Raw genomic sequence first — 25,688 nt, 5'->3', positions numbered from 1 at the left:
CTTCATTCAGTTTGCAAACAGCGGTGGTTCAGCGCAGCAAGGTCACGCCGGTTTTGGACTGGATCTGCTCAAAGCTCACGCCAGGAGCCAATTCCACCAGCCTCAGGCCTTCGGGCGTCACATCCATCACGCCCAGGTCGGTGATGATGCGGTCCACCACGCCCACGCCCGTCAGGGGCAAGGTGCAGCTGGGCAGAATCTTCAGGTCTTCGGTGCCGTCCTTCTTGCGGGCCACATGCTCCATGAGCACGATCACCCGCTTGACGCCCGCCACCAGGTCCATGGCACCGCCCATGCCCTTGACCATCTTTCCAGGGATCATCCAGTTGGCCAGGTCGCCCTTTTCGCTGACTTGCATCGCGCCCAGGATGGACAGGTTGATCTTGCCGCCCCGGATCATGGCAAACGATTGGTCGCTGCCAAAGATGGATGAGCCCTTGATGGTGGTGACGGTCTGCTTGCCTGCGTTGATCAGGTCGGCATCCACTTCGTCTTCGGTCGGGAAGGGGCCAATGCCCAGCATGCCGTTTTCGGACTGCAGCCACACTTCCTTATCGGCAGGCACAAAGTTGGCCACCAGGGTGGGGATGCCAATGCCCAGGTTCACATAAAAGCCGTCTTCGAGCTCTTGGGCGGCACGGGCCGCCATTTGGTCTTGACTCCACGACATAGTTCGTTCTCCAGCGGTTCAGTGGTGCGGGCTCAGACGCCAGCCTTTTCGGTGATGGTGCGCTTTTCAATGCGCTTTTCGGGCGTGGGGTTGTGCACGATGCGGTGCACGTAAATGCCGGGCAGATGGATCTGGTCGGGCGCCATGGCGCCGGTTTCCACCACCTCTTCCACCTCGACGATGCACAGCTTGCCAGCCATCGCCACCGCAGGGTTGAAGTTGCGCGCCGTCAGGCGGAACTGCAGGTTGCCGGCCTTGTCGGCACGCCAGGCCTTGACCAGCGACACATCGGGCACCAGCGAGCGCTCCATCACATAGGTTTCGCCATCAAACTCGCGCAGCTCCTTGCCTTCGGCCACGATGGTGCCCACGCCGGTTTTGGTGAAGAAGGCAGGAATGCCTGCACCGCCCGCACGCAGCTTTTCGGCCAGCGTGCCCTGGGGGGTGAATTCCAGCTCCAGCTCGCCCGCAAGGTACTGGCGCTCGAACTCTTTGTTTTCACCCACGTACGAAGAAATCATCTTCTTGATCTGCCGGGTCTCCAGCAGCTTGCCCAGGCCAAAGCCGTCCACGCCGGCGTTGTTGGAGATGACCGTGAGGTCCTTCACGGCCGAGTCGCGCAAGGCATCAATCAGGGCTTCCGGGATGCCGCACAGCCCGAAGCCGCCCACGGCCAGCAGCTGGCCGTCAGCCACCACGCCTTCGAGCGCCTTGGCTGCGGAGGGAAATAACTTGTTCACCGCGATCTCCTTGCGAATATTTGGATTGGGATGCACTACGATACTACGTAGACCCGTAAGTAGTACCCCGTAAAGATTTGCCCTCATTGGGGCCCGCCCCGCCCAGAACAACCACCCCGCCCCATGGACGTAGATTACCGATTGGCTTTTGACTTGGCCCCCGTGGGCCTGGTGCTTTCACGCAACCGCACGATGGTGGACTGCAACCGCCATGTGTGCGAAATGTTTGGCGCGTCGCGCGAGGTATTGATGGGCCAGTCGTTCCAGATTCTCTATCCCAGCGCCGATGAGTACGAACGCCTGGGCGCACACATGGCGCCTATCCTCAACGCCAAGGGCCACTACGCCGACAACCGCGTGATGAAGCGCGCCAATGGCGAGCTGTTCTGGTGCCATGTGTCGGGCCGCGCGCTCAATCGCGACGACCCGCACGCCTCGGGCATCTGGAGTTTTGAAGACCTCAGCTCGCAGCGGCCCGTGCGTGCCGAACTAACCGGGCGCGAACGTGAGGTGGCCGCCCGCCTGCTCGAAGGGCTCACCTCCAAGGAAATCGGCAAGGCCCTGGAGATCAGCCATCGCACGGTCGAGATTTACCGCGCCCGCCTTATGCGCAAGTACAACGCATCCACAGCGGCAGACCTGGTGCACAAGCTGCTGGCGGGGCAGTAAACCCCGTCAGGCGGGCTTCTTGGGCCCGTCAATCACCTCGGCGGCCGAGCGGAAGGCATCCACCGCCGTGGGCACGCCGCAGTAAATGCTGGTGTGCAGCAACACCTCTTGAATCTCTTGCGCAGTGGCGCCGTTGTTGAGCGCGCCGCGCACATGGCCCTTAAGTTCATGCTGCTTGCCCAGCGCGGCGAGCAAGGCCACGGTGACCAGGCTGCGTGTTTTCATGTCCAGCCCAGGGCGCTGCCACACATCGCCCCACGCGTTGCGCGTGATGTATTCCTGCATGGGCATGGTGAACTCGGTGGCGTTGGCAAAGGCATTGGCCACAAAGTCTTCGCCCATCACCTGCTTGCGGGTGGCGAGGCCTTTTTCAAAATCTTTGGAAGCGGAAGTTGTCATCGAGGTACTTTCTGGAAAGGGAAGAAACTGCGGCGGCAATCCTATGATGATGCGTCGGCAAATCAAGCCGTGCACCACAAGAACCGGAGACACACCATGACCACGCCCCGCTTTCCCCACCCCGACCTCAACAGCCTGCCTGAAGACATCCGTGCCCGCATCCTGGAAGTGCAGGAAAAGGCGGGCTTCATTCCCAACGTCTTCCTGGCATTTGCGCGCCGTCCGGCCGAATGGCGGGCCTTCTTCGCATACCACGATGCCCTCATGCTCAAAGAAGAAGGCAGCCTGACAAAGGGTGAGCGCGAGATGATCGTCACCACCACCAGCGCGGCCAACCAGTGCCTGTATTGCGTGGTGGCCCATGGCGCCATCTTGCGCATCTACGAGAAAAAACCTCTGGTGGCCGACCAGGTGGCGGTGAACTACCGCAAGGCAGACATCTCGCCACGCCAGCGCGCCATGCTCGACTTTGCGATGAAGGTCTGCCAGAACTCGCACGCCATCGAAGAGACCGATTTCACCGCCCTGCACGCCCATGGTTTTGACGACGAGGACATCTGGGACATCGCTGCCATCACGGCGTTTTTCGGGCTGTCCAATCGCATGGCCAGCTTCGCGGGCATGATGCCCAACCCCGAGTTTTACGCCATGGGTCGTCTGCCCAAAACCAAGGCATGACGCGGCTGCGCTGGCTTCTGCACACGGCGGCCAGCGGGCTTGCCAGCCTGGGCTGCGCGGGGGCAGTGGCGGGCGGGTTTCAATGGGTGGCGGGCCAACCCAACGCCCTGCCCCTGCACCCCTTGCCTATCGCGCTGCCAGCGGGTCGCTTGCAGCCCTGGCCCAGCCATTCGCTGTTGCACAACGGCGGGCAACCGCCCACTTATTGGGTCGCAGCAGGCCTGGGTGTGCAGCGCCTGGGCATCGAAGACCACCCCCTGGCCGCAGCGTGGCGTGTTGAAGCCACGGCCACTTGCGCCCGACTGATCAACGTGCCCCTCAGTGAAGCCAAAGGGCCAGATGTGCGCGCGGTGCAGCACAGCGAACTGCTGCCCATGACCTGCGCCGCAGGCTTTACCGACGACTGCACCAGCACCGACGGCCAATTGCGCATCCACACCACCTTTGCCGGCACGCAACGCGTGCGCACTGTGCGGGGCGGCTTTTATGGCACCGAAGGGCGCATCCCGCAGACGCTGCACACAGGCACCCGCACGCTCACCATCACGCATGTCCCCTCTGGTCGCCACCTGCAAATGGTAGAGCGACTGAACGACACCGCCGTCTACACGGCCCCCCAAACGGCCATCCGTTACCTGCCGGGCCTGCAACGCGTGCTGCTAGTGGGTGCTGCGCAAGACCGGGGCATGCCGCTGTGGCAGTGCGTGGTGCTGCCTTGAACGCAGACTAAGCCAACCCACCCAGCAGGGTGTCGGCAGAAGTTTGCTCTTTATTTGATAGCTGCCAGCGCTTACTGAGAAGGCGCTGCAGCCACTTTTCATTAGATTTCACTCAACCTAGTCCACCAAGGTCCGCATCCAGTCAGGCAGCGTGATGGCCTTTTGCTGCGGGAAATCCACCCAGATCGTGGTGGCCCCACCCGCTGCGCAGATCACGCCGAACTCATCCACTCGCTCCATCGTGCCCCAGGTTTCAAAGGTGGTGCGGCCGGGGTCGCTCACGTACAGCTTGAGCAGCACGTCCGCAGGGTATTCAAGCTGGCGATAGAAGTTGCAGAAGGCGTTGACGATGACTGGCCCCTGGCCATCGGGCGCGGGGTTGCAGCCCACAGAGCGCATCCATTCGATGCGCGCTGTCTCCAGGTAGCGAAAGTACACCGTGTTGTTGACATGGCCCATGGCGTCCATGTCGCCCCAGCGCACGGGGAAGCGCATCTCGTAAACCAGCTTTTTGGCTTCAGGAATTTCAATCCGCATCACCCGCCCCCGCTGCCTATCGCGCCACGCACATCAAACCGCAAAGCCATCGTCTGCGGCAATCACCGCGCCGTTGATGAAATGGCTCTGGTCGCTGGCCAGCATCACCAGCAGTGCGTCCAGGTCTTCGGGGCTGCCCACGCGCTTGCGCGGCAGCATGTTCACCAGCTTCTGGCCTTGTTCGGTCTGCCAGTGGTGGTGGTTGATTTCGGTGTCGATGTAACCAGGGCAGATGGCGTTGGTGTTGATGCCGAACTTGCCCCACTCCAGCGCCATGGCGCGCGTCATCTGCACCACGGCGGCCTTGCTCATGCAATAGGCGCCAATCTGCGGCAGCACCTTCAGGCCGGCCATCGAGGCAATGTTGATGATGCGCCCACCCGTGAAGCTGCCAGGTGCCGCGCCGCGCGAGCGGGCCAGCATGCGCTTGCCCACCTCTTGCGCCACAAAGAAGGCGCCCTTGACGTTGGTGTTGAAGATGAAGTCGTAGTCCTCAGGCGTCACGTCCTGGATGCGCTGGGTGGTGCTCACGCCCGAGTTGTTGACGAGGATGTCGATGGAGCCCATCTCCGTCTCGGCATGTGCCACGGCGGCTTTGATGGAATCGTGGTCCGTCACGTCCAGCTCCACCACATGGGCGTCGCCGCCCTCGCCTTCAATGCGGGCGCGCAGCTCCTTGAGCTTTTCGATGCGGCGGCTGGCCAGCACCACGCCCGCACCCGCACGGGCCAGGGTGCGCGCGAACTGGGCGCCAAGGCCGCTGGAAGCGCCGGTCACGAAGGCCACGCGGCCAGACAGGTCGATGCTGTATGCCATTTGAATTTCCTCCAAATTCCGAAAAATAGAACGATCGTTCGATTGTGTGCGTTCGCTTGCATACAATCAGTCCCCAGCCAGACAGTGGACGCACCATTGCCGGTAGAAAATCAAACCATTATCAAACGCCCGACGAGACGCTCATGACAAACGAAGAAATTCTTGCCCAGTACGGTCCCCGCGAATCCATGGAGTACGACGTGGTGGTGGTCGGCGGTGGCCCTGCCGGTCTGTCGACAGCTATTCGCCTCAAGCAACTGGCCGCTGAAAACGGCAAGGATGTGTCCGTGGTGGTGCTGGAAAAAGGCTCTGAGGCCGGCGCGCACATTCTCTCGGGCGCCATCATGGACCCCAAGGCCCTGACCGAGCTGATCCCCGACTGGAAGGCCAAGGGCGCGCCACTGAACCAGCCCGTCACCGACGATGCCTACATCTTCCTGAGCAAGAAGTCGGGCTTTCGCGTGCCCAACCCGCTGCTGCCCCCCTTTGCACACAACCACGGCAACTACATCGTGAGCCTGGGCGCCGTCACCAAGTGGCTGGCCGAGCAGGCTGAAGCCCTGGGCGTGGAAATCTTCCCCGGCTTCGCGGCGGCTGAGGTGCTGTACAACGAAGACGGCTCGGTGCGTGGCGTGGCCACGGGCAACCTGGGTATCAGCAAGGAAGGCGAGCCCACTGACAACTTCCAGCTCGGCATGGAACTGCTGGGCAAGTACACGGTGTTTGCCGAAGGCGCACGCGGCCACCTGGGCAAGCAGCTGATCGCCAAGTACCACCTGGACGAAGGCCGTGACCCGCAAAGCTTCGGCATCGGCATCAAGGAACTGTGGGAAATCGACCCCAAGCGCCACCAGCCCGGCTTTGTGATGCACACCGCCGGTTGGCCCATGGAAAACGACACCTACGGTGGCGCGTTCCTTTACCACCTGGAAGGCAACAAGGTCGCCGTCGGTTTCGTGACGGGTCTGGGCTATTCCAACCCCTACCTCAGCCCGTTTGAAGAATTCCAGCGCTGGAAGACGCACCCCAACGTTCGCTACTACTTCGAGAACGAGAAGGGCGAAATCACCGCCAAACGCCTGTCGTACGGCGCGCGCGCCATCAACGCCAGCGGCATCAACGCGCTGCCCAAGACGGTGTTCCCTGGCGGCGCGCTGGTGGGCTGCAACGCGGGCTACCTCAACGTGGGCCGCATCAAGGGCAGCCACGCCGCCATCAAGACCGGCATGCTGGCGGCCGAAGCCGCCTATGAGGCCGTGGTGGCAGGCCGCCAGCACGACGAGCTGAGCGCCTACCCCAAGGCGTTTGAGGCCAGCTGGCTGCACACCGAGCTGAACAAGGACCGCAACTTCAAGAACTGGTTCAAATACGGCCTGACCACCGCCACGCTGATGAACGGCTTTGAGCAGTTTGTGCTGCGCGGCCACATCCCCTGGACGCTGCACCGCGACAAGCCCGACCACGCCTACCTGAAGCCTGCAGCGCAGTGCAAGCCCATCGACTACCCCAAGCCCGATGGCAAGCTGACGTTTGACCGCCTCTCCAGCGTGTTCATCAGCAACACCAACCACGAAGAGAACCAGCCTGCGCACTTGACGCTCAAGGACGCCAGCGTGCCGGTGAAGATCAACCTGGCGAAGTACGCCGGCCCCGAGGCACGCTACTGCCCCGCCGGGGTGTACGAGTTTGTGCCCGACACCACCAAGGGCGGCGATGCCCAGCGCCTGCAGATCAACGCGCAAAACTGCGTGCACTGCAAGACCTGCGACATCAAGGACCCCACACAGAACATCGTGTGGGTGACGCCCGAAGGCGGTGGCGGCCCGAACTACGCTGGCATGTAAGACTGCAAAAACCATAGCACCTCGCGCTGGAAGGGCCTGCCGTGCAGGCCCTTTTTCTTTATACGGCCGGTGGCGGCGTGAATAGCCGAGCACCCGCGTGGGACGGCTGCCGCCAGCAGGCAGCCTGCCAGGTGCAGCGAAGTAAACTCATGGGCTGGCCCCAACGCAGCCTCAGCAGGGCCAGCGGTATCTCTCCCCCCCAGAAAGTCCCCGAAGATGAACTTGAAGCAATTGCCCTGGATGTCCCTGGGCGCCCTCGCCCTGGCCGTAGCCGCCATCTCCCCCGCCAGTGCGCAGCAAAAATCCGTGGCCGTGACGGCCATCGTGGAACACCCGGCCCTCGACTCCGTGCGCGACGGTGTGCAGGCAGCCCTGAAAGAAGCAGGCTTCGAATCCGGCAAGAACCTGAAGTGGCAGTACCAAAGCGCCCAGGGCAACACCGGCACCGCCGCGCAGATCGCCCGCAAGTTCGTGGGTGACAATCCCGACGCCATCGTGGCCATTGCCACGCCCTCGGCCCAGGCCGTGATTGCATCGACCAAGACGGTGCCCGTGGTGTTCTCCGCAGTGACTGACCCCGTGGCCGCCAAGCTGCTCAAAGACTGGGAGCCATCGCGCGGCAACGTGACCGGCGTGTCAGACCTGCTGGCGCTGGACAAGCAGATGGAACTGGTCAAGCAAGTGGTGCCCAACGCCAAGCGCGTGGGCGTGGTCTACAACCCCGGCGAAGCCAACTCGGTGGTCGTGGTCAAGCAATTGCAGACCCTGTTGCCCAAGCTGGGCATGACGCTGGTGGAAGCCGCAGCACCCCGCTCGGTGGACGTGAGCAGCGCCGCACGCAGCCTGATCGGCAAGGTCGATGTGATCTACACCAGCACCGACAACAACGTGGTGTCGGCCTACGAGGCACTGGTGAAGGTGGGCCAGGACGCCAAGATCCCACTCGTAGCATCCGACACCGACAGCGTCAAGCGCGGCGCCATCGCTGCCTTCGGCATCAACTACCGCGACCTGGGCGAGCAGACCGGCCGCATGGTGGCGCGCATCCTCAAGGGTGAAAAGCCTGGCGACATCAAGCCCGAGATCAGCACCAAGATGGAACTGTTCGTGAACCCCGGCGCTGCCGAAAAGCAGGGCGTGAAGCTGTCCGACGCGCTGGTCAAGTCGGCCGCGCAAGTGGTGCAGTAAGCACCGCCGTGCTGCAGGGCTGGGCGTATGCCCGGCCCCTCCGGCAGGAGCCATGCCCCGCGTGGCTCCTGCTTTGTTTTTCCCCTTGCTGGCCCCGCTGCCCATGTCCTTCTTTTCCCTGCTCGGCGCCGTTGAAATCGGCCTGATCTTCAGCCTGGTGGCCCTGGGCGTTTTCATTTCGTTCCGGCTGCTGCGCTTTCCTGACCTCACGGTGGATGGCAGCTTTCCGCTGGGCGGCGCCGTCTGCGCCATTCTAATTTCCACCGGCACCAACGCCTGGGTGGCCACGCTGGCTGCCACGGCGGCAGGTGCCGTGGCCGGGCTGATCACCGGCTGGCTCAACGTCAAGCTCAAGATCATGGACCTGCTGGCCAGCATCCTGATGATGATTGCGCTGTACTCCATCAACCTGCGCATCATGGGCGGGCCCAACGTGCCCCTCATCAACGACCCCACGCTGTTCGTGCTGCTGCAGCCCGAAGGCATGCAGGACTACATTGCGCGCCCGCTGATCCTCGCCGTCATCGTGGTGGCCGCCAAGCTGCTGCTGGACTGGTTCTTTGCTACCGAACGCGGCCTGGCCATTCGCGCCACCGGCTCAAACGCCCGCATGGCCCGCGCGCAGGGCGTGAACACCGGCGCCATGCTGCTGCTGGGCATGGCCATTTCCAACGGGCTGGTGGGCCTGGCGGGTGCGCTGTTTGCGCAAACGCAGGGTGGCTCCGACATTTCCATGGGCATCGGCACCATCGTCATCGGGCTGGCTGCCGTGATCGTGGGCGAGAGCATCCTGCCCTCGCGCCGCCTGATCTATGCCACGCTGGCGGTCATCATCGGCGCCATCGCCTACCGCTTCTTCATTGCTCTGGCGCTCAACAGCGACTTCATCGGCCTCAAGGCGCAAGACCTGAACCTGGTCACCGCCGTGCTGGTGGCCGTGGCGCTGGTGATTCCGCAGCTCAAGCGCAAGTTCGCCAAGCGCAAGCCGTCCTGAACCCGCGCACCGAAAGAGCCCCATGCTGAGCGCCCAACACCTCGAAATCACCTTCAACCCCGGCACGCCGATTGAAACCCGCGCATTGCGCGGCATGTCGCTGGACATTCCGGCCGGGCAGTTCGTCACCGTCATCGGCTCCAACGGCGCCGGCAAGTCCACCTTTTTGAACGCCATTTCGGGCGACCAGACGGTGGACAGCGGCCGCATCGCCATCGATGGCGTGGACGTCACACGCATGCCCGTGTGGGCCCGCGCCGAGCGCGTGGCCCGCGTGTTCCAAGACCCGATGGCGGGCACCTGCGAAGACCTCACCATCGAAGAGAACATGGCACTGGCCCAGCGCCGTGGCACGTTCCGCAACCTGGGCCGCGCCGTCAAGGCATCGATGCGCGAGGGCTTTCGCGAGCGCCTGGCCACGCTGGGCCTGGGGCTGGAAAACCGCCTGACTGACCGCATCGGCCTGCTCTCGGGCGGCCAGCGCCAGGCCGTGAGCCTGCTGATGGCAGCGCTGCAGCCCTCGCGCATTCTGCTGCTCGACGAGCACACCGCCGCACTCGACCCGCGCACCGCCGACTTCGTGCTGCGCCTGACCGAGCGCATCGTGGCCGAACAGAAGCTCACCACCATGATGGTCACGCACAGCATGCGCCAGGCGCTGGATGTGGGCGACCGCACGGTGATGCTGCACCAGGGCCAGGTGGTGCTGGATGTGTCGGGCGAAGAGCGCAAGCGCCTGGATGTGCCCGACCTGCTGCAGATGTTCGAGAAGGTGCGCGGCGAAAAGCTGGCCGACGACGCGTTGCTGCTGGGCTGACAGCAGCCAGCCACCCCACCAAAACGCTACTGAATTGATAGCTGCTGGCGCTTACTGGGTAAGCGCCAGCAGCTATTTTTGTTCATAACGCCCCCATTACACGCCCAACGGCAGGTCTGCTTTTTTCAGCGTGCGCAGCACAAAGCTCGATCGGCTGTGGCGGATGCCCTTGATCTTGTAGAGCTTCTCACGCAGCAGGCGCTCGTAGTCGCGCGTGTCTTTCACCACGATGCGCAGCAGGTAGTCGTAGTCGCCCGATACCAGGTGCGCCTCGATCACCTCCGGGATGCTGGCCAGCGTTTCGCCAAACTTCTCCAGCGTGTTGTCTGAATGGCTGTCGAGCGTGACCTGTACCAGCACCGTATCGGCCAAATCGAGCGCCTGCGGGTTGATACGCACCGTGTAGCCCTGGATCACCCCGGCCTCTTCCATCTTCTTGATGCGCCCCCAGCACGGCGAAGGGCTCAGCCCCACGGCCTGCCCAATCTCTTGCAGGCTGGCTCGGGCGTCGGCCTGCAATACAGCGAGAATTTTTCGATCAATCTTATCCATGGCGCCCATTATTCCGCCACAGACACCAAATCAGAATATTTTTCTGTTTTATTCAAAATTTGAAGACAAAACAGAAAACAAAACCGGGGCGCAGTCTGCATACTCACTGCATCAAGGCGCTCTTACCGGAGCCGCCCCAACTGCCAAGGCCCCGGCTGGTTACCGCCAGCACGGGGCGCTTGCCATTTGGGGCCCACTGCACTGCAGGGCAGACTGCGCAGTTGCCCAGGCGACTGATAAGCACACTTACCAGCACAAACCCCGATGCTCTGGCGCGACAGAGGCCAACATAATGGCTCTGAACCGGCGCGCCACCGTGGCTGCGCCCCACCACAGGAGACACCATGCAATTGACCAAACTCGTCGTCGGCCTGAGCCTTGCTTTGGGCTTTGTTGCCACAGCGGCCGCGCAGACCACCATGCGCATCAGCATCTCGACGGCGCAGAACTCGCACCAGGGCGTGGCCATCGACACGTTTGCCAAGGAAGTGGAAAAGCGCACGGGCGGCCGCTACAAGGTGCAGACCTTCTACAACGGTGCGCTGGGCGGTGAGCGCGAATCCATCGAAGCCGTGCAGCTGGGCACGCAAGAGCTGGCCTTCAGCTCCAGTGGCCCCATCCCCAACTTCGTGCCCGAGACCAAAATCCTCGACGTACCCTTCCTCTTCCGCGACAAGGCCCATGCCCGCGCGGTGCTCGATGGCCCCATCGGCCAAGAGCTGCTGGCCAAGTTTGACGCCAAGGGCTTCAAGGCCTTGGCCTGGGCAGAAAACGGCTTCCGTCACATGACAAACAGCAAGCGTTCGGTGAACGGCCCTGAAGACCTCAAGGGCCTGAAGATGCGCACCATGGAAAACCCCGTGCACATCGCTGCCTACAAGGGCTTTGGCATCATCACCACGCCCATGGCCTTCCCTGAAGTGTTCACTGCTCTGCAACAAGGCACCGTGGACGGCCAGGAGAACCCGCTGCCCGTGATCATCTCGGCCAAGTTCGACCAGGTGCAAAAGCACTTGACGCTGACGGGCCACGTCTACTCGCCCTGCATCTTCGTGATGAACAAGGCCGCGTTTGACAAGCTCAGCGCTGCAGACAAGCAGGCCTTCATCGACGCCGCCAAGGAAGGCACCAAGGCCAACCGCGCCCGTGTGGACGAAGACGACGCCAAGGGCGTGGCCGACCTGCGCGCCAAGGGCATGACGGTGGTGGACAACCCCGACAAGGCCAAGTTTGTGGCGGCACTGGCCCCAGTGAACGCCGAGTTTGAAAAGCAATTCGGCAAGGCCACACTCGACAAGATCCGTGCCGTGAAGTAATCGCATGGCCCTGGCGTTTTCGCTACATAAATCATAGCTAGTACCGCCCGTTGGCATTGCGCCAACGGGCTTTTTCGTTCATGAAAAAAACTTTTCTTCAAATAGAGCGGTGGACCACCGGCGCAGCCATGGCAGCGGCCTGCCTGATGCTGGCCATCGCCTCGTCGCTGGGCATGTTCCAGATCGTGATGCGCTTCGTGCTGGAGCAGCCTGCCGAGTGGACCGAGGTGCTCATCCGCTTCAGCCTCATCTGGATGGTGTTTCTGGCCATTCCCGCAGCCTTTCGCCAAGGGGCGATGGTGAGCGTGGACGTCCTCTACCGCTGGAGCCCGCCAGCCCTGCGCCGCGTGCTGGATGCGGTGGTGAGCCTGGCCGCGCTGGCGCTGATCGCGGTGATCGTCTGGTTTGGCTGGGACTATGCCAAGCGCGGCGGCGTGCAGACCATGGCGGGGCTGGAATCGGTGTCCATGTTCTGGGCTTATCTGGCGCTGCCCGTGGGTGGGCTGTTCAGCGCAGTAGGAATCATCGGCAACTGGGTTGACCCCCAACGCCAGGAACTGGAGACAGCGCAATGACCACCACCATGCTTTTCACCATGGTGTTGTGCTTTGCACTCACCGTCTCGGTGGCCGTGTCCATCGGGCTTGCGTCCATTCTGGGCATTCAGGTATCCAACGCCAACATGCTGATCTCGGTGAAGGAAATGTTCGCCTCGATCAACAAGTTTCCGCTGGCGGCCATTCCGTTCTTCATTCTGGCCGGCAACCTGATGGAAACCGGCGGCATCTCGCGCCGCCTGGTGGAATTTGCCAAGAGCATTGTGGGCGGCGTGCAAGGCGGCCTGCCCATGACCTGCGTGCTCACCTGCATGATCTTTGCGGCGGTGTCGGGCTCGTCTGTGGCCACCACGTTTGCGATTGGCGCCATTTTGATTCCTGCGCTCATCAAGCACGGCTACCCCACCAGCTACGCAGCAGCCCTGCAGGCCACCAGTGCCGAGCTGGGCGTGATCATTCCACCCTCCATCCCCATGATTCTTTACGGCGTGAGCGCCGAAGTGTCGATTGGCGAGCTGTTCATCGCGGGCTTTGGCCCCGGCATCCTCATCAGCCTGGCGCTGATGGCGTTTGTGTGGGTGTACTGCAAGATCAAAGGCTGGGGCAAGAACGATGGAGATGGGCGCCTGTCCTTGGGCCGTGCCACCTTGCAGGCGGGCTGGGCGCTGCTGATGCCCGTCATCATCCTGGGCGGCATCTATGGCGGCGTGTTCACCCCCACCGAAGCCTCGGCCGTGGCGGTGTTCTATGCACTCCTCGTGGGCGTGGTGATCTACCGCGAGATCAAGGTGAAAGACCTGTACGCCATCCTGCGCAAGTCGGCGCTCTCGTCGGCCGTGATCATGTTCATCATTGCCAACGCCGGGCTGTTTGCCTTCCTCATCACCCGCGCTGGGGTGCCCGATGCGATTGGTCGCTGGCTCGAAGCCGTGCTGCAGTCGCCCACCATGTTCCTGCTGGGGGTGAATGCTGCGCTGTTCATCATCGGCATGTTCATCGAGACCAGCGCCGCCATCATCGTGCTGGCGCCCATCCTTGCGCCGGTGGCGATGCACTTTGGTGTGGACCCGGTGCACTTCGGGCTCATCATGGTGGTGAATCTGGCGCTGGGCATGATCACGCCGCCCTTTGGCGTGAACCTGTTTGCGGCCTGCACAGTGGCCAAGATTTCTCTCGATCGCATCGTCGGCCACCTGCTGCCGTTCGTGGGCGTGATCCTGGTGTGCCTGCTGGTCATCACCTATGTGCCATCGCTATCGTTGGGACTGCGCGACCTCGTCTACGCAAAGTAGGCTTACAATCGCGGCCGTCAGGAGAGAGTGCCCCGCCCCTCGACAAGGAGTAGCGAGCGGTACCGCCGAAGGCGCAGGCAGCAGCCGAACGCTCAGGCAAAAGGACTGACAACCGCCCGCAGTGATGCGGGCGTTCCCTTGCTGGAGAGAGGTGGCTCGCACAGTGCGTGATGAGGCCATCCACCGAAGGAGCAAACCGCACGGCCAGCCAGGGCGCTGCGGTGAATCTCTCAGGTAAAGCGGACAGCAGGGCAAATTCCGTAACCCACCGGGTTGCGGCCCCTATTTGCCCTGGAGTCATCCTATGTCCGCAGCCTCTTCCGCACCTGCCACGCCAGCCGCTCCCCTGCTCACCACCCCGCTGAACGCATTGCACATCGAACTGGGTGCCCGCATGGTGCCGTTTGCCGGTTACTCCATGCCCGTGCAGTACCCCGCTGGCCTGATGGCCGAGCACGTACACACCCGCACCGCCGCAGGCCTGTTCGACGTGTCGCACATGGGCCAGCTCAAGCTCATCGGAGCGGATGCTGCTGCCGCGTTTGAAACGCTGATGCCTGTGGACGTGATCGACCTGCCCGTGGGCAAGCAGCGTTACGGCCTGCTGCTGACCGACGAAGGCACCATCATCGACGACCTGATGTTTTTCAACCAGGGCGTGGTGGACGGCGAGCCTACGCTGTTCGTCATCGTGAATGGCGCGTGCAAGGTGGGTGACATTGCCCACATCCAGGCGCGCATCGGCCAGCGCTGCAAGGTCGTGCCCATGCCCGACCACGCCCTGCTGGCGCTGCAAGGCCCGCAAGCTGCCACCGCCCTCGCCCGCCTGGCACCCGGCGTGGAAAAGCTGGTGTTCATGACCGGTGGCGCGTTCAGCATTGCAGGCTGCGACTGCTTTGTGACCCGCAGCGGCTACACCGGTGAAGACGGTTTTGAAATCTCGGTGCCCGCCGCACAGGCCGACACCTTGGCCCGCGCCCTGCTGGCCCAGCCCGAAGTCAAGCCCATTGGCCTGGGCGCGCGCAACTCGCTGCGCCTGGAAGCCGGCTTGTGCCTGTATGGCAACGACATCGACACCACCACCACGCCCCCTGAAGCTGCACTGAACTGGGCCATCCAGAAGGTGCGCCGCACCGGCGGTGCCCGTGCAGGCGGCTTCCCCGGCGCCGACAAGGTGCTGGCCCAGATCGACAACCCCGCCACGCTGGCACGCAAGCGCGTGGGCCTGGTGGCGCTGGAGCGTGTGCCCGTGCGCGAACACACCGAACTGCAAAGCACGGACGGCCAGAAGATTGGCGAAGTGACCAGCGGCCTGCTGGGCCCCACCGTCAACGAACCCATCGCCATCGGCTACGTCACGCCCGCCTTCGCAGCGGTGGGCACACGCGTCAACGCCATGGTGCGCGGCAAGGCCGTGCCCATGGAAGTGCGCGCCATGCCTTTCGTGCCTGCCAACTACTACCGCGGATAAGCGCCCCAAGCGCGCCACCCCCCGGCGCAGAACGGCCCGCCACAAAACGGGCCAAGCCGCTTACATTGCAGATTCCTAAACTTTTTCAATTGCTTGAGGAGCTCCCCATGACCGTCAAATTCTCCAAAGACCACGAGTGGATCAACGCCGCTGATGCCAACGCCGCTGTGGTGGGCATCACCGTGCATGCGCAAGACGCGCTGGGCGACGTGGTGTTTGTGGACCTGCCCGAAGTGGGCAAGACCTTCGCGCAAGGCGAAGTGGCTGGCGTGGTCGAGTCGGTGAAAGCCGCTGCAGACGTGTACATGCCCGTCACCGGCGAAATCGTGGAAGTGAACGAAGCACTGCGCGCTGACCCGTCCCTCGCCAACAGCGATCCGCTCAACGCTGGCTGGTTCTTCAAGGTCAAGCTGGCCGACGCTGCGCAGCTCAACGACCTGATGGACGAGACTGCCTACAGCGCCTTTGCTGCCAGCGCCTGATCCTTTCACTATAAAAACCATAGCTGCCAGCGCTTATTCCTGAAGCCTTCAGAGCCAAAAACCTCTGAAACAGGAAGCACACAGCGCGGCAGCTTTTCTTTCACCCTCTCACCCCTGCCCGCACCATGAACGCGCCCGCCCTGCCCCTGTCTGCGCTTGAGAACGCCGCCGAATTCCTGCCCCGCCACATCGGCATCGACGCAGCGGACGAAGCCCACATGCTGTCCGTGATTGGCGAGGCCTCGCGCCGCGCGCTCATCGACTCCATCGTGCCGCGCTCCATCGCGCGCACGCAGGCCATGGACCTGCCCCCGGCCACCACCGAGGCAGCGGCGCTGGCCGAGCTCAAGGCCATTGCGGGCAAGAACCAGCTACTCAAGAGCTTTATCGGCCAGGGCTACTACGGCACGCACACGCCGGGCGTCATCCTGCGCAACATTCTGGAAAACCCCGCCTGGTACACCGCCTACACGCCCTACCAGGCTGAAATCTCCCAGGGCCGCATGGAAGCCCTGGTCAACTTCCAGACCATGGTGTGTGACCTGACGGGCATGCCCATTGCCAATGCATCCATGCTCGACGAAGCCACGGCGGCTGCCGAGGCGATGACGCTGGCCAAGCGCTCGGTCAAGAGCAAGAGCAACGTGTTCGTGGTGGCGGGCGATGCACACCCCCAGACCATTGAAGTGATCCAGACCCGCGCCAAGCCCCTGGGCCTGGAAGTGCGCCTGGCCAACTCGGCCGAAGAATGGAACACCCTGCTGGACGGCGACTACTTCGCCGCGCTGGCCCAATACCCCGCCACCCACGGCCGCATTGACGACCTGCGCGCTGACGTGGAAAAGGCCCATGCCAAGCAAGCCGCCTTCATCGTGGCGGCCGACCTGCTGGCCCTCACGCTGATCACGCCGCCCGGCGAACAAGGCGCCGACATCGTGGTCGGCACCACCCAGCGCTTTGGCATGCCCATGGGCGCCGGTGGCCCCCACGCTGCCTACATGGCCTGCCGCGACGAATTCAAGCGCAGCATGCCCGGCCGCCTCGTGGGCGTGAGCGTGGACGTGCATGGCAAGCCCGCCTACCGCCTGGCGCTGCAAACGCGCGAACAGCACATCCGCCGCGAAAAGGCGACCTCCAACATCTGCACCGCGCAGGTGCTGCCCGCCGTCATCGCCAGCATGTACGCCGTGTACCACGGCCCAGAAGGCCTCAAGCGCATTGCCCAGCGCGTGGCCAGCTACACCGCCATCCTGGCGCAAGGCCTGAAGCAACTGGGCGCCCCCGTGCGTGAACAAGCCAGCTTCGACACGCTGAGCCTGCACACCGGCGCCGCTACCAAATCCATAGCTGCCCGCGCTGTATCCATGGGCGCTAACCTGCGAATTTACTTTGAAGAATACCTGTGCATCTCGCTGGACGAGACCACGACACGCGCCGACATCGAGCTGCTGTGGAAGGTGTTCGCCAAAGACGGCCAGCAGCTCCCCACCTTCGACGCCTTTGAAAACGGCGTGGAGTCGCTGATCCCCGCCGCCCTGCGCCGCACCAGCAGCTACCTCACACACCCGGTGTTCAACACCCACCACTCCGAAACCGGCATGTTGCGCTACATCCGCGCGCTGTCTGACAAAGACCTGGCCCTGGACCGCAGCATGATCCCGCTGGGCTCGTGCACCATGAAGCTCAACGCCACCAGCGAGATGATTCCCATCACCTGGCCCGAATTTGCCAACGTGCACCCCTTCGCCCCTGCCGACCAGCAGCAAGGCTACAAGGAGCTGGACGAACTGCTGCGCGCCTGGCTGTGCCAGGCCACCGGCTACGCCGGCATCAGCCTGCAGCCCAATGCAGGTTCGCAAGGCGAATATGCCGGCCTGCTGGCCATCAAGGGCTACCACGAATCGCGGGGTGAAGGCCACCGCAACATCTGCCTCATCCCCAGCAGCGCCCACGGCACCAACCCCGCCAGCGCGCAAATGGTGGGCATGCAGGTGGTGGTGACCGCCTGCGACGCCAACGGCAACGTGGACATGGCCGACCTCAAGGCCAAGTGCGAGCAGCACAGCGCCAACGTGGCCTGCATCATGATCACCTACCCCAGCACGCACGGCGTGTTTGAAACCAGCGTGAAGGAACTGTGCGCCCTGGTGCACAGCCATGGCGGCCGCGTGTACGTGGACGGCGCCAACATGAACGCCCTGGTCGGCGTGGCCGCCCCTGGTGAGTTCGGCGGCGACGTGAGCCACCTGAACCTGCACAAAACCTTCTGCATCCCCCACGGCGGTGGCGGCCCCGGCGTCGGCCCCGTCTGCGTGGTGGAAGACCTGGTTCCCTTCCTGCCCGGCCATGACACCGGCGGCGTGAAGGGCGGCGTGGGTGCCGTCAGCGCCGCGCCCCTGGGCAACGCCGCCGTGCTGCCCATCAGCTGGATGTACATCCGCATGATGGGCGCCGAAGGCCTGAAGGCCGCGACCGAAACCGCCATCCTGAGCGCCAACTACATCAGCGCCCGCCTCAAGGACCACTACCCCACGCTGTACGCCAGCGAAGGCAAGGATGGAAAAAGCGGCCATGTGGCCCACGAATGCATTCTGGACCTGCGCCAGCTCAAGGACACCAGCGGCGTGATGGCCGAAGACGTGGCCAAGCGCCTGATTGATTACGGCTTCCACGCCCCCACGCTGAGCTTCCCTGTGCCCAACACGCTGATGGTGGAGCCCACCGAGAGCGAAACCCTGTTTGAGCTGGACCGCTTCATCGACGCGATGATCTCCATCCGCGAGGAAATCCGCCAGATCGAAAACGGCCAACTGCCGCAGGACAACAACCCGCTCAAGAACGCGCCCCACACGGCAGAGAGCCTGCTGGCCGCCGATTGGAACCGCCCCTACACCCGCGAAGCCGCCGCCTACCCCGTGGCCGCCCTGCGCAGCAACAAATACTGGTCGCCCGTGGGCCGGGTGGACAACGTCTACGGCGACCGCAACCTGTTCTGCAGCTGCTTGCCGGTGAGCGAATTGGCGTAAAGGCCGCTGATGCAGCGCTGTGATGGCGCTGCCCATGAAAACAAAGGCCCGGCAACGGTCCTTTGTGCTTTACAGCGCATCCAGCGGGCTGAGCACTCCGCGCCCTCCCTTGTTGAGCACATGCGTGTAAATCATGGTGGTGCTCACATCCGCATGGCCGAGCAACTCTTGCACCGTGCGAATGTCGTAGCCCGCTTGCAGCAGATGGGTGGCAAACGAGTGGCGCAGCACATGCGGACTCACTGGTTTGTCGATCTGCGCCAACTGGGCCGCCTCGCGTACCGCGCGCTGCACCGACTCAGGGTACACATGGTGGCGCCGCTCCATCGGCTGGCCCGTACGCGCATCGGGGCGCGGGTCCATAGCCCGCACCGGAGAGGGAAACACGTACTGCCACGCCCAGCTGCGGTCGGCGTCCGGGTACTTCACCGCCAGTGCATGGGGCAAATACACCCGCCCCAGCCCCGCCTGCAGGTCTTTTTCATGCAACGCCCGTGCACGCTGCAATTGAGCCTGCAAATCTGCGATCAGGTTTTCAGGCAGCACCGTCACCCGATCCTTGTTGCCCTTGCCCTCGCGAATCAGTATCTCGCGCCGCGCAAACTCCACATCCTTCACCCGCAGGCGCAGCGCCTCCAGCAACCGCATACCCGTGCCATACAACAGCCGGGCAATCAGGCCCGTGGTGCCCTGCATGTGCATGAGCAGCTCACGCACCTCTGTCGGCGTCAGCACCACCGGCAGCCGCTTGGGCGCCTTGGCCTGCACCACCTCATCCAACCACGGAAGCTGCACCTGCAGCACCTCTTTGTAGGGATGTCCTGCATAACCCTCGCGAGTCGGTGATAGTGCGGATCGGGATGGGCCACAAGGCATCTTTTTGCAGCCAATAGCCGGGCTATTGGCAAGAAAAGCAACGCAGCGGACTGCCCGAGGCCGCGCTATCACAGACCGCAGGGAGTTATGCAGGACATCCCTAGAGGTACAGGATCGCCGATTTGGCCTGGTTCTGCGTCGATGCCGACACCTGCCTGTCTACCGCCAGGTGGGTCAAAAAGGCAGCCACCTCCGCCGCACCCATCTCCGCCGGGTGCCGCTTATCATGAAACAGGATGAAGCGGCGCACCCAATCCAAATACGCCGTCTCGGTGCGAATGCTGTAATGCCGCGTACGCAAATGGTCGCGCATGCGATGCAACAGCTTGGGCGGTGGAGGAGAAACAGGCACCGCAGACCGCACAGAGGGTTCTTCCCGATCGGAGTTCATCCGGAAAATTTTAGGTTTGCTTACAAAGGCTGTCCATGATTTTTACTAGGGAAAACTCGATAGACTGTTGTTTTATCAAACTGTTAACCGTATGATCTTGGTCGTCTAAATCTAGTTAGACTTTTGGGCGGCGCGAATCTTGCTGCCCAAAGGCTTGCATTTACGGAGCAAAAAATGAGCACTCACCGCGTGTATAAGTCCCATGAATTCATGCAGCCAGCCGAGAAAGAACCAATACGGTCTGTTGTTGTTGAATCTTCGCATTCAGTTATCGTGGCTTGGCATGTGGAGCCCGGCCAAACTATTGCGCCACATATTCACCCCGACGGACAAGATACATGGACCATCCTTTCAGGGGAAGGTCAATATCAAATTGACGAGCAAGGCAACACCGTTGCAATTGTTCCGGGGGATATCGTAGTTGCAAACAAAGGGCAGGTGCACGGTGTTCTTTGCACCAGCGTTGGCCCACTTCGGTTCATTTCAGTGGTTGCGCCTTTGGATGCTGGTTATGAACCGCTATCAGCAAAAACATAGGGGATATCAAGTGCAACAAGCTGCCTCCGCTCCCCAGCCTAACTGTTTGGTCAAGCTGACGCCAACAGGCTCCGCCTGTTGGTACCCTCCGCTTCGCTCCGGCGCAGCTTACCGCGGGCGTTAGTCCCTTCATATTCCTCTTTATGCAGGCCAGCATTTATTCCAGCGCTCCGCCAATCTCAAAGGTTTCTCCTTTGGGGTTTTGGCGCTGCGCCGGGCTTCGCCTGTCTGCACTGCGCAAGTTTCAAGCCTTTTTGGCCTCCAGCGCTTGTGCAGCAAGCGCCACCAGCTATCATTCTTGCAGTGCTGCGCCGCTTCCGTGGCCCAGCGCTTTTTCCTGGGCTGCGCCCGTCTTCAAGGCTGGGCGCTCCCTTTTGGCCTTCGGGTCTAACTCTGCGGTCAAGCGGACCCGCATTCTGCGGGCCGCTTACCTTGGCCGTTAGTCCCATCACCCGTTTCATGCGCGCACCCACCTGTTCCAGCGCTCCGCCCTGTTCCAAAGGCTTTCAAGCCTTTTGGGCCTCCAGCGCTTGTGCAGCAAGCGCCACCAGCTATCCTTCTTGCAGTGCTGCGCCGCTTCCGTGGCCCAGCGGTTTTTCTTGGGCTGCGCACGTCGTCAAGGCTGGGCGCTCCCTTTTGGCCTTCGGGTCTAACTCTGCGGTCAAGCGGACCCGCATTCTGCGGGCCGCTTACCTTGGCCGTTAGGACTTATGAGCAACTATGTCCCTCACACCCTCTGAGCAACTCGCACATAGCACCGTTCGGATCGAATGTGATCTGCCCGGCGGCATTGGAACGGGCACGGGCTTCTTCTACAGCCTCGATAGAAACGGAGAGCAGCACGTTCCTGTAATAGTTACTAACAAGCATGTTGTTCTAGGCGCGACGAAGGGACGCTTCCTCCTGACCCTGCGAGGACCTGACGGAATGCCCATGGTTGGAAAATCAAGGGCATATGAGCTCGACAATTTTGAGCAGCGCTGGTTTCCGCATCCTGACCCTACCGTCGATCTATGTGTCATGCCCATAGCGCCGCTGCTGCTGGAAGCCAATCAAACCGGAACCACGTTTTTCTTTGCAACGCTGGATCGAGGCCTTATTCCTAGCGCCTCAGAGATTGACGACATGATCGGTTTGGAAGGGATCGTGATGGTTGGTTATCCAAACGGGTTGTGGGATAGAGCAAACAACCTTCCGATCTTTCGCCGAGGCGTCTTGGCAACTGACTTCAAAAGGGACTGGAACGGAAAGAAGGAGTTTCTGATCGACGCCGCCTGCTTTCCCGGATCAAGCGGTTCTCCTGTCATGCTTTTTGAAGTTGGTGGCTACCAAACGAAGAAGGGAACCTTCATGGGAGCTTCGAGAATCAAGTTGCTCGGTGTTCTCTACGCAGGACCACAGCACACCGTGGAAGGCGAAGTCCGGATCGTGACCGTTCCGACCCAACAGAAGGCCGTTTCTCTTGCCGGTATTCCGAACAACCTAGGAATCATCATCAAATCTGAACAGCTTCTAGCTTTCGAGGGCAAGTTCAAGTGAAGTGCACGATGCGGTCCAGCAAGCCTTTCAAAACGAACGCTCAGCAAAAGAACACGCCACGCAGGCCTAACCATTCCTTCAAGCGGACCCGCCTACGGCGGTCCGCTTAAGTCAAACGTTAGTCCCTTCATATTCCGCTTTATGCAGGACCGCATTTATTCCAGCGCTTCGCCTTTCTCAAAGGTTTCTCTTTGGTGGTTTTGGCGCTCTGCTGGGCTTCGCCTGCGTTTGCTTGGTCGGTTTCAAGCCTTTTGGGCCTCTGGCGCTTGTGCAGCAAGCGCCACCAGCTATCATTCTTGCAGCGCTGCTCCGCTTCGGTGGCCCAGCGCTTTTTCATGGGCTGCGCCCGTCTTCAAGTCAGGGCGCCCTTTTGGCCTTCGGGTCTAACTTTGCGCTCAAGCGGACTGGCTTTCAGCCAGCCGCTTATCTTGGCCGTTAGAAGTACTCGGAACCACACTGCCAACATCTAAGGGAGAGAAAAATGACAGATGTCCACCTGCCCGCCATTTCGGCGAACACACTGCCAGTCCTGGATCAGCTAACTAAAGCGCTCGGCATACCTCGCGAGATTCTTGCGTCTCAGTCTGAGATCGAAACGGCGTGGACGAATCTTCCGGGAATTCTCAAGAAAATTCCGCCAGCGCTTCGAACTGAAGGCATGGCGCGAATGTGCGTCGCGGTCGCATCCGGACTCTTTGACAGTGCCATCAATTACATCTGGAACTGTTCAATCATTGAACTCCGCGAGAAGGTCAAGCGGTTTGGGCTCAATGTCGTTGAACAGATCACGGGTAAGACCTCGTTCGACGAGCAGGCCCTCCTCGACCTAAAAGACGCTGAACTGCTGAGTCTCTGCCTCAAGCTCAATCTGATTACAGAGGATGGTTACTTTTTCCTCGACCAATGCCGAGATATTCGAAACAACTTCTCTGCAGCTCATCCGGTCGTCGGAAAGATTGATGACCACGAATTCATCGGTTTTACAAACCGCTGCGCCAAGTACGCACTGGGCAATGAGCACAACCCGATCGGCGTCAATCTCTCCGCATTCATGGCGGCCATCAAAGGCGGAAAGTTCTCACCCGAACAAAAAGATCAGTGGGCGCATCGCATTCAGAAGACCCACGAAGCGCAGCAGTATCTGATTTTCGGTTCCCTTCACGGCATCTACAGCGACCCTGCGAGCAACGAAGAAGCCCGAGTGAACGCGCTGTCGGTGGCAGCAGATTTTGCGCCGCACTTCACTCCCAAAGCTCGATCAGATCTCATCAATCGTCATCACGATTACATAGCAAAGGGCGATGAGAAGCGCCACAAGGCATCGCAGCAGTTCTTCGAGAAGCTTGGAATGCTCGCCCTGCTTGGGGAGCATGAAGTCCATTCCTTGCTGTCAAACGCTTGCAAGCGCCTTCTTGCTGTTCATCAGTCGTTCGACAACTTCTATAACGAGCCTCCATTTGCTGAGCGATTGCTACAACTGTCTGGGCAAGTTGCAACACCTGACACCGTCAAGGATGAGCTTGTTGAGACTGTCGTGACATGCGCGACGGGAAACCCATACGGCGTTTCAAATGCGGCAATCCCTCACTATCACAAGATGATCAAGAGCTTCTCTCCGAGTGAAGTTGAAATCATGTTGAGTCTCCCTGGAAAGAAGGGAGTGCTAGCAGAGCGACTCAGGACACATGCAAGTTGCCGTACTCGCTTCAAAGCTCTGGTTCAGCTCATTGATGCATCTACCGTTCCGGCCAAGGCAGCCGCTGCATATACGCACTGGAGCAAATAGTTCTAACCCTTCCATCGAGGGGACAGCTTCCGGCGGGCTTCGCCCGCCTCCAGCTGCCCCTCATGTCAAACGTTAGCACCACTGAAACCCAGCTTTATTCAAGCCCATGTTTATTCAAACGGCATTCAGTTTCTCAAACGCTGTGCAGCGATGGGTTTGCCGTTTCTCCGGGCTTCGCCTGGTGGCGTTACGCTGGTTTGTGGTCTTTTTGGCCTCTAGGGCTTTCGCAGTAAGCGCTGGCAGCTATCATTTTCAAAGCGTTGTGCCGCCTCTGCACCACCGGCAGCCCCCCTGCAGGCAGATAGCGCCCCAATCCGCACCGCCTTGCCTCCCTCACGTCACCCCCAAGGCCCTACCATCGGCCTTTGTTTTTGTCAGAGCTTTCTTCATGCGCGTTCTTTTTGCCCTGCTCACTTCGCTGGCCATCGCCCCCGCCGCCATGGCACAAGCCAAACCTGTCACCACCGCCAGTGGCTTGGTCTATGAATCGATCAAGGACGGCACTGGCGAGTCGCCCAAGGCCACCGACACTGTGAAGGTGCACTACAAGGGCATGTTCCTGGATGGCAAGGAGTTCGACAGCTCTTACAAGCGTGGCGAGCCCACCGAGTTTCCGCTGAACCGCGTCATTCCTTGCTGGACGGAAGGTGTGCAGCGCATGAAGCCGGGCGGCAAGGCCAAGCTGACCTGCCCTGCCAGCATTGCCTATGGCGAGCGTGGCGCGGGTGGCGTGATTCCGCCGAACACCACTTTGAACTTTGAGGTCGAGTTGATTTCTGTGAGGCGCTGAAGCGCCGCAGAACTGGCTTTGCGTGCTTGATGCGAAGCGCTGGGTATCGACATACTGAGCACGAACGGATGTATTGAGTTCAAAGGGCCAGCTCACCAAGCAAAAAGCCTCCCGTCATTTGGACGGTAGGCTTACTTTTTTATGGCCGTGTGGGCTTTGCAGCTTACACGGTGGTCACAAACTGCTCAGTGGGGCGGCATACCTTTTTCAGGTTGACCAGCCAGTCACCTTCGTCCGCGCGGTAGCCCAGCGGCAGAATGGCCACGCTGCGCAGGCCCTTGGCGCGCAGGCCCAGGATTTCGTCGAGGGCGGCGGGGTCGAAGCCTTCCATGGGGGTGCTGTCCACTTCTTCAAAGGCGGCAGCAATGATGGAGGCGCTCATGCCAATGTAGGCCTGGCGGGCAGCGTGCTGGTGGTTCACTTCGGCGCCGCGCTGGGGGTAGGTGCTCAGCAGCATGTTGCGGTAGTTTTCCCAGCCTTCGTTCTTGAAGCCACGCACCTCGTTGGTGTAGTCGAACATGGCGTTGATGCGCTCGGGTGTGTAGTCGTCCCACGCAGCAAACACCAGCAGGTGGGAGCCGTCGGTGATCTGGCCCTGGTTCCAGGCGATGGGCTTGATGCGTTCGCGCACAGCGGCATCGGTCACCACAAACACTTCAAACGGCTGCAGGCCGCTGGATGTGGGAGCCAGGCGCGCGGCTTCGACAATGCGGTCCACCTTGTCTTGGGGCACCACCTTGGCGGGGTTCATCTTCTTGGTGGCGTAGCGCCATTGCAGCTTGTCGATGAGGGCGTTGTCGGCAACGGAATGGGTGGTGGTCATGGAAATGCGGCTTTCGTTGGATGAGGATCAAGAATTGCGCGGCAGCAGGACTACCACGCACATTGGCAAATGTAGATTTGATGCCCCACGGCAAAAAGCGGGCGTTGGGAAATTGATTGTTCCCAAACGGTCAACAATGGGGTGATTTTTTGACGGCAAGGCGCATGCTTCGGTCTTGG

The 25,688-nt window shown here is 61.5% G+C and carries 29 protein-coding genes and 2 riboswitches; of the genes, 20 read left to right on the top strand and 9 right to left on the bottom strand.

From position 1 onward, the window contains the following. Nucleotides 1-28: 28 nt before the first annotated feature. Together AADJ04_RS03835 and AADJ04_RS03830 are read right to left on the bottom strand one after the other, a co-directional pair. Nucleotides 29-670 carry a CoA transferase subunit B gene (locus AADJ04_RS03835; protein ID WP_066696707.1) on the bottom strand — a complete coding sequence of 214 codons (642 nt, stop codon included), beginning with the start codon at nt 668-670 and terminating at the stop codon, nt 29-31. Nucleotides 671-702: 32 nt separating this feature from the next. Then, nucleotides 703-1,410, bottom strand: a complete 708-nt coding sequence (locus AADJ04_RS03830; protein WP_066696721.1) for a CoA transferase subunit A — start codon at nt 1,408-1,410, stop codon at nt 703-705. Between the two features lie 123 nt (nt 1,411-1,533). Between AADJ04_RS03830 and AADJ04_RS03825 the strand changes: the two genes are divergently transcribed. Next, nucleotides 1,534-2,079 (top strand): PAS and helix-turn-helix domain-containing protein, encoded by a 546-nt coding sequence (locus AADJ04_RS03825; RefSeq protein WP_044402105.1) that lies wholly within the window; start codon nt 1,534-1,536, stop codon nt 2,077-2,079. A gap of 6 nt (nt 2,080-2,085) precedes the next feature. On the opposite strand, the gene AADJ04_RS03820 is transcribed toward AADJ04_RS03825, so the two are convergent. Beyond that, on the bottom strand, nt 2,086-2,478 hold the full coding sequence (locus AADJ04_RS03820; RefSeq protein ID WP_066697743.1) for a carboxymuconolactone decarboxylase family protein: 393 nt from the start codon (nt 2,476-2,478) through the stop codon (nt 2,086-2,088). 96 nt (nt 2,479-2,574) lie between these two features. On the opposite strand from AADJ04_RS03820, the gene AADJ04_RS03815 reads away from it, so the two are divergent. Both AADJ04_RS03815 and AADJ04_RS03810 read left to right on the top strand, forming a co-directional pair. After that, a complete protein-coding gene (locus AADJ04_RS03815; RefSeq protein WP_341238799.1) occupies nt 2,575-3,156 on the top strand; it encodes a peroxidase-related enzyme in 582 nt (193 codons plus the stop codon). Beyond that, nucleotides 3,153-3,875, top strand: a complete 723-nt coding sequence (locus tag AADJ04_RS03810; RefSeq protein WP_341238798.1) for a hypothetical protein — start codon at nt 3,153-3,155, stop codon at nt 3,873-3,875. Before AADJ04_RS03815 ends, AADJ04_RS03810 begins: the two co-directional genes overlap by 4 nt. A 117-nt stretch (nt 3,876-3,992) precedes the next feature. Here the strand turns inward: AADJ04_RS03810 and AADJ04_RS03805 are convergent, their stop codons facing one another. Both AADJ04_RS03805 and AADJ04_RS03800 read right to left on the bottom strand, forming a co-directional pair. Beyond that, on the bottom strand, nt 3,993-4,412 hold the full coding sequence (locus AADJ04_RS03805) for an acyl-CoA thioesterase (RefSeq protein WP_341238797.1): 420 nt from the start codon (nt 4,410-4,412) through the stop codon (nt 3,993-3,995). Between the two features lie 33 nt (nt 4,413-4,445). Next, complete coding sequence (locus AADJ04_RS03800; RefSeq protein ID WP_044402016.1) at nt 4,446-5,228, bottom strand: SDR family oxidoreductase; 783 nt, start codon at nt 5,226-5,228, stop codon at nt 4,446-4,448. Nucleotides 5,229-5,371: 143 nt separating this feature from the next. Between AADJ04_RS03800 and AADJ04_RS03795 the strand changes: the two genes are divergently transcribed. From AADJ04_RS03795 to AADJ04_RS03780, 4 genes are all read left to right on the top strand, one after another. Then, entirely contained in the window at nt 5,372-7,072 is a 1,701-nt protein-coding gene (locus AADJ04_RS03795; protein ID WP_341238796.1) for an electron transfer flavoprotein-ubiquinone oxidoreductase, read from the top strand. Between the two features lie 216 nt (nt 7,073-7,288). Continuing rightward, the gene (locus AADJ04_RS03790) at nt 7,289-8,260 is read left to right on the top strand and encodes an ABC transporter substrate-binding protein (RefSeq protein WP_341238795.1); all 972 of its coding nucleotides are present in this window, start codon (nt 7,289-7,291) and stop codon (nt 8,258-8,260) included. Nucleotides 8,261-8,363: 103 nt separating this feature from the next. Beyond that, nucleotides 8,364-9,254: an ABC transporter permease gene (locus AADJ04_RS03785; RefSeq protein WP_142084410.1), complete on the top strand. Its 891-nt coding sequence runs from the start codon at nt 8,364-8,366 to the stop codon at nt 9,252-9,254. A 22-nt stretch (nt 9,255-9,276) separates the two neighbouring features. Next, a complete protein-coding gene (locus AADJ04_RS03780) occupies nt 9,277-10,071 on the top strand; it encodes an ABC transporter ATP-binding protein (RefSeq protein WP_066697352.1) in 795 nt (264 codons plus the stop codon). Nucleotides 10,072-10,167: 96 nt separating this feature from the next. On the opposite strand, the gene AADJ04_RS03775 is transcribed toward AADJ04_RS03780, so the two are convergent. After that, nucleotides 10,168-10,623: an Lrp/AsnC family transcriptional regulator gene (locus AADJ04_RS03775; protein WP_044402098.1), complete on the bottom strand. Its 456-nt coding sequence runs from the start codon at nt 10,621-10,623 to the stop codon at nt 10,168-10,170. 344 nt (nt 10,624-10,967) lie between these two features. Between AADJ04_RS03775 and AADJ04_RS03770 the strand changes: the two genes are divergently transcribed. The 6 genes from AADJ04_RS03770 to gcvP all read left to right on the top strand — a co-directional run bounded on the left by AADJ04_RS03770 (nt 10,968) and on the right by gcvP (nt 18,767). Next, nucleotides 10,968-11,939 (top strand): TRAP transporter substrate-binding protein, encoded by a 972-nt coding sequence (locus AADJ04_RS03770; RefSeq protein ID WP_044402008.1) that lies wholly within the window; start codon nt 10,968-10,970, stop codon nt 11,937-11,939. An 80-nt stretch (nt 11,940-12,019) separates the two neighbouring features. Beyond that, nucleotides 12,020-12,514, top strand: a complete 495-nt coding sequence (locus AADJ04_RS03765) for a TRAP transporter small permease (RefSeq protein WP_312782725.1) — start codon at nt 12,020-12,022, stop codon at nt 12,512-12,514. Next, nucleotides 12,511-13,788, top strand: coding sequence for a TRAP transporter large permease (locus AADJ04_RS03760; protein WP_341238794.1), 1,278 nt, complete (start codon nt 12,511-12,513; stop codon nt 13,786-13,788). Before AADJ04_RS03765 ends, AADJ04_RS03760 begins: the two co-directional genes overlap by 4 nt. 8 nt (nt 13,789-13,796) lie before the next feature. Beyond that, nucleotides 13,797-13,906, top strand: a riboswitch (glycine riboswitch). A 13-nt stretch (nt 13,907-13,919) separates the two neighbouring features. Beyond that, nucleotides 13,920-14,045, top strand: a riboswitch (glycine riboswitch). 47 nt (nt 14,046-14,092) lie between these two features. Beyond that, nucleotides 14,093-15,259 carry a glycine cleavage system aminomethyltransferase GcvT gene (gene gcvT / locus AADJ04_RS03755; RefSeq protein WP_198847036.1) on the top strand — a complete coding sequence of 389 codons (1,167 nt, stop codon included), beginning with the start codon at nt 14,093-14,095 and terminating at the stop codon, nt 15,257-15,259. 107 nt (nt 15,260-15,366) lie between these two features. After that, a complete protein-coding gene (gene gcvH, locus AADJ04_RS03750; RefSeq protein ID WP_044401996.1) occupies nt 15,367-15,741 on the top strand; it encodes a glycine cleavage system protein GcvH in 375 nt (124 codons plus the stop codon). A 125-nt stretch (nt 15,742-15,866) separates the two neighbouring features. Beyond that, on the top strand, nt 15,867-18,767 hold the full coding sequence (gcvP, locus tag AADJ04_RS03745; RefSeq protein ID WP_341238793.1) for an aminomethyl-transferring glycine dehydrogenase: 2,901 nt from the start codon (nt 15,867-15,869) through the stop codon (nt 18,765-18,767). A 69-nt stretch (nt 18,768-18,836) separates the two neighbouring features. Here the strand turns inward: gcvP and AADJ04_RS03740 are convergent, their stop codons facing one another. Further along, complete coding sequence (locus AADJ04_RS03740) at nt 18,837-19,643, bottom strand: integron integrase (RefSeq protein WP_341238792.1); 807 nt, start codon at nt 19,641-19,643, stop codon at nt 18,837-18,839. 100 nt (nt 19,644-19,743) lie between these two features. Further along, nucleotides 19,744-20,034 carry a phage integrase N-terminal SAM-like domain-containing protein gene (locus AADJ04_RS03735; RefSeq protein WP_341238791.1) on the bottom strand — a complete coding sequence of 97 codons (291 nt, stop codon included), beginning with the start codon at nt 20,032-20,034 and terminating at the stop codon, nt 19,744-19,746. 174 nt (nt 20,035-20,208) lie between these two features. On the opposite strand from AADJ04_RS03735, the gene AADJ04_RS03730 reads away from it, so the two are divergent. The 7 genes from AADJ04_RS03730 (at nt 20,209) to AADJ04_RS03700 (ending at nt 24,686) form a co-directional block, all read left to right on the top strand. Continuing rightward, nucleotides 20,209-20,571, top strand: coding sequence for a cupin domain-containing protein (locus tag AADJ04_RS03730; protein WP_013722854.1), 363 nt, complete (start codon nt 20,209-20,211; stop codon nt 20,569-20,571). 143 nt (nt 20,572-20,714) lie between these two features. Next, nucleotides 20,715-21,014, top strand: a complete 300-nt coding sequence (locus AADJ04_RS03725; protein WP_341238790.1) for a DUF1010 domain-containing protein — start codon at nt 20,715-20,717, stop codon at nt 21,012-21,014. Nucleotides 21,015-21,030: 16 nt separating this feature from the next. Next, nucleotides 21,031-21,276: a DUF1010 domain-containing protein gene (locus AADJ04_RS03720; RefSeq protein WP_341238789.1), complete on the top strand. Its 246-nt coding sequence runs from the start codon at nt 21,031-21,033 to the stop codon at nt 21,274-21,276. 15 nt (nt 21,277-21,291) lie between these two features. Continuing rightward, nucleotides 21,292-22,110, top strand: coding sequence for a serine protease (locus AADJ04_RS03715; RefSeq protein WP_341238788.1), 819 nt, complete (start codon nt 21,292-21,294; stop codon nt 22,108-22,110). A 141-nt stretch (nt 22,111-22,251) separates the two neighbouring features. Continuing rightward, on the top strand, nt 22,252-22,497 hold the full coding sequence (locus tag AADJ04_RS03710) for a DUF1010 domain-containing protein (RefSeq protein WP_341238787.1): 246 nt from the start codon (nt 22,252-22,254) through the stop codon (nt 22,495-22,497). 94 nt (nt 22,498-22,591) lie between these two features. Next, nucleotides 22,592-23,896, top strand: coding sequence for a hypothetical protein (locus AADJ04_RS03705; protein ID WP_233100151.1), 1,305 nt, complete (start codon nt 22,592-22,594; stop codon nt 23,894-23,896). A gap of 388 nt (nt 23,897-24,284) precedes the next feature. After that, on the top strand, nt 24,285-24,686 hold the full coding sequence (locus AADJ04_RS03700; RefSeq protein WP_341238786.1) for an FKBP-type peptidyl-prolyl cis-trans isomerase: 402 nt from the start codon (nt 24,285-24,287) through the stop codon (nt 24,684-24,686). Between the two features lie 163 nt (nt 24,687-24,849). Here the strand turns inward: AADJ04_RS03700 and AADJ04_RS03695 are convergent, their stop codons facing one another. After that, entirely contained in the window at nt 24,850-25,509 is a 660-nt protein-coding gene (locus AADJ04_RS03695; RefSeq protein WP_341238785.1) for an NAD(P)H-dependent oxidoreductase, read from the bottom strand. Nucleotides 25,510-25,688: the final 179 nt, after the last annotated feature.

The organism is uncultured Acidovorax sp. (assembly GCF_964021665.1).
Taxonomy (GTDB): Bacteria; Pseudomonadota; Gammaproteobacteria; order Burkholderiales; family Burkholderiaceae_C; genus Acidovorax; species Acidovorax temperans.
Note: the sequence above shows the minus strand (reverse complement) of the source record. Positions and strands in the feature narration are given on the sequence as shown.

Coding starts and splice junctions, on each gene's coding strand:
- AADJ04_RS03835 (WP_066696707.1), bottom strand. CDS start 670: ATGTCGTGGAGTCAAGACCAAATGGCGGCCCGTGCCGCCCAAGAGCTC.
- AADJ04_RS03825 (WP_044402105.1), top strand. CDS start 1,534: ATGGACGTAGATTACCGATTGGCTTTTGACTTGGCCCCCGTGGGCCTG.
- AADJ04_RS03820 (WP_066697743.1), bottom strand. CDS start 2,478: ATGACAACTTCCGCTTCCAAAGATTTTGAAAAAGGCCTCGCCACCCGC.
- AADJ04_RS03815 (WP_341238799.1), top strand. CDS start 2,575: ATGACCACGCCCCGCTTTCCCCACCCCGACCTCAACAGCCTGCCTGAA.
- AADJ04_RS03810 (WP_341238798.1), top strand. CDS start 3,153: ATGACGCGGCTGCGCTGGCTTCTGCACACGGCGGCCAGCGGGCTTGCC.
- AADJ04_RS03805 (WP_341238797.1), bottom strand. CDS start 4,412: ATGCGGATTGAAATTCCTGAAGCCAAAAAGCTGGTTTACGAGATGCGC.
- AADJ04_RS03800 (WP_044402016.1), bottom strand. CDS start 5,228: ATGGCATACAGCATCGACCTGTCTGGCCGCGTGGCCTTCGTGACCGGC.
- AADJ04_RS03795 (WP_341238796.1), top strand. CDS start 5,372: ATGACAAACGAAGAAATTCTTGCCCAGTACGGTCCCCGCGAATCCATG.
- AADJ04_RS03790 (WP_341238795.1), top strand. CDS start 7,289: ATGAACTTGAAGCAATTGCCCTGGATGTCCCTGGGCGCCCTCGCCCTG.
- AADJ04_RS03785 (WP_142084410.1), top strand. CDS start 8,364: ATGTCCTTCTTTTCCCTGCTCGGCGCCGTTGAAATCGGCCTGATCTTC.
- AADJ04_RS03780 (WP_066697352.1), top strand. CDS start 9,277: ATGCTGAGCGCCCAACACCTCGAAATCACCTTCAACCCCGGCACGCCG.
- AADJ04_RS03775 (WP_044402098.1), bottom strand. CDS start 10,623: ATGGATAAGATTGATCGAAAAATTCTCGCTGTATTGCAGGCCGACGCC.
- AADJ04_RS03770 (WP_044402008.1), top strand. CDS start 10,968: ATGCAATTGACCAAACTCGTCGTCGGCCTGAGCCTTGCTTTGGGCTTT.
- AADJ04_RS03765 (WP_312782725.1), top strand. CDS start 12,020: ATGAAAAAAACTTTTCTTCAAATAGAGCGGTGGACCACCGGCGCAGCC.
- AADJ04_RS03760 (WP_341238794.1), top strand. CDS start 12,511: ATGACCACCACCATGCTTTTCACCATGGTGTTGTGCTTTGCACTCACC.
- gcvT (WP_198847036.1), top strand. CDS start 14,093: ATGTCCGCAGCCTCTTCCGCACCTGCCACGCCAGCCGCTCCCCTGCTC.
- gcvH (WP_044401996.1), top strand. CDS start 15,367: ATGACCGTCAAATTCTCCAAAGACCACGAGTGGATCAACGCCGCTGAT.
- gcvP (WP_341238793.1), top strand. CDS start 15,867: ATGAACGCGCCCGCCCTGCCCCTGTCTGCGCTTGAGAACGCCGCCGAA.
- AADJ04_RS03740 (WP_341238792.1), bottom strand. CDS start 19,643: ATGCCTTGTGGCCCATCCCGATCCGCACTATCACCGACTCGCGAGGGT.
- AADJ04_RS03735 (WP_341238791.1), bottom strand. CDS start 20,034: ATGAACTCCGATCGGGAAGAACCCTCTGTGCGGTCTGCGGTGCCTGTT.
- AADJ04_RS03730 (WP_013722854.1), top strand. CDS start 20,209: ATGAGCACTCACCGCGTGTATAAGTCCCATGAATTCATGCAGCCAGCC.
- AADJ04_RS03725 (WP_341238790.1), top strand. CDS start 20,715: ATGCAGGCCAGCATTTATTCCAGCGCTCCGCCAATCTCAAAGGTTTCT.
- AADJ04_RS03720 (WP_341238789.1), top strand. CDS start 21,031: ATGCGCGCACCCACCTGTTCCAGCGCTCCGCCCTGTTCCAAAGGCTTT.
- AADJ04_RS03715 (WP_341238788.1), top strand. CDS start 21,292: ATGTCCCTCACACCCTCTGAGCAACTCGCACATAGCACCGTTCGGATC.
- AADJ04_RS03710 (WP_341238787.1), top strand. CDS start 22,252: ATGCAGGACCGCATTTATTCCAGCGCTTCGCCTTTCTCAAAGGTTTCT.
- AADJ04_RS03705 (WP_233100151.1), top strand. CDS start 22,592: ATGACAGATGTCCACCTGCCCGCCATTTCGGCGAACACACTGCCAGTC.
- AADJ04_RS03700 (WP_341238786.1), top strand. CDS start 24,285: ATGCGCGTTCTTTTTGCCCTGCTCACTTCGCTGGCCATCGCCCCCGCC.
- AADJ04_RS03695 (WP_341238785.1), bottom strand. CDS start 25,509: ATGACCACCACCCATTCCGTTGCCGACAACGCCCTCATCGACAAGCTG.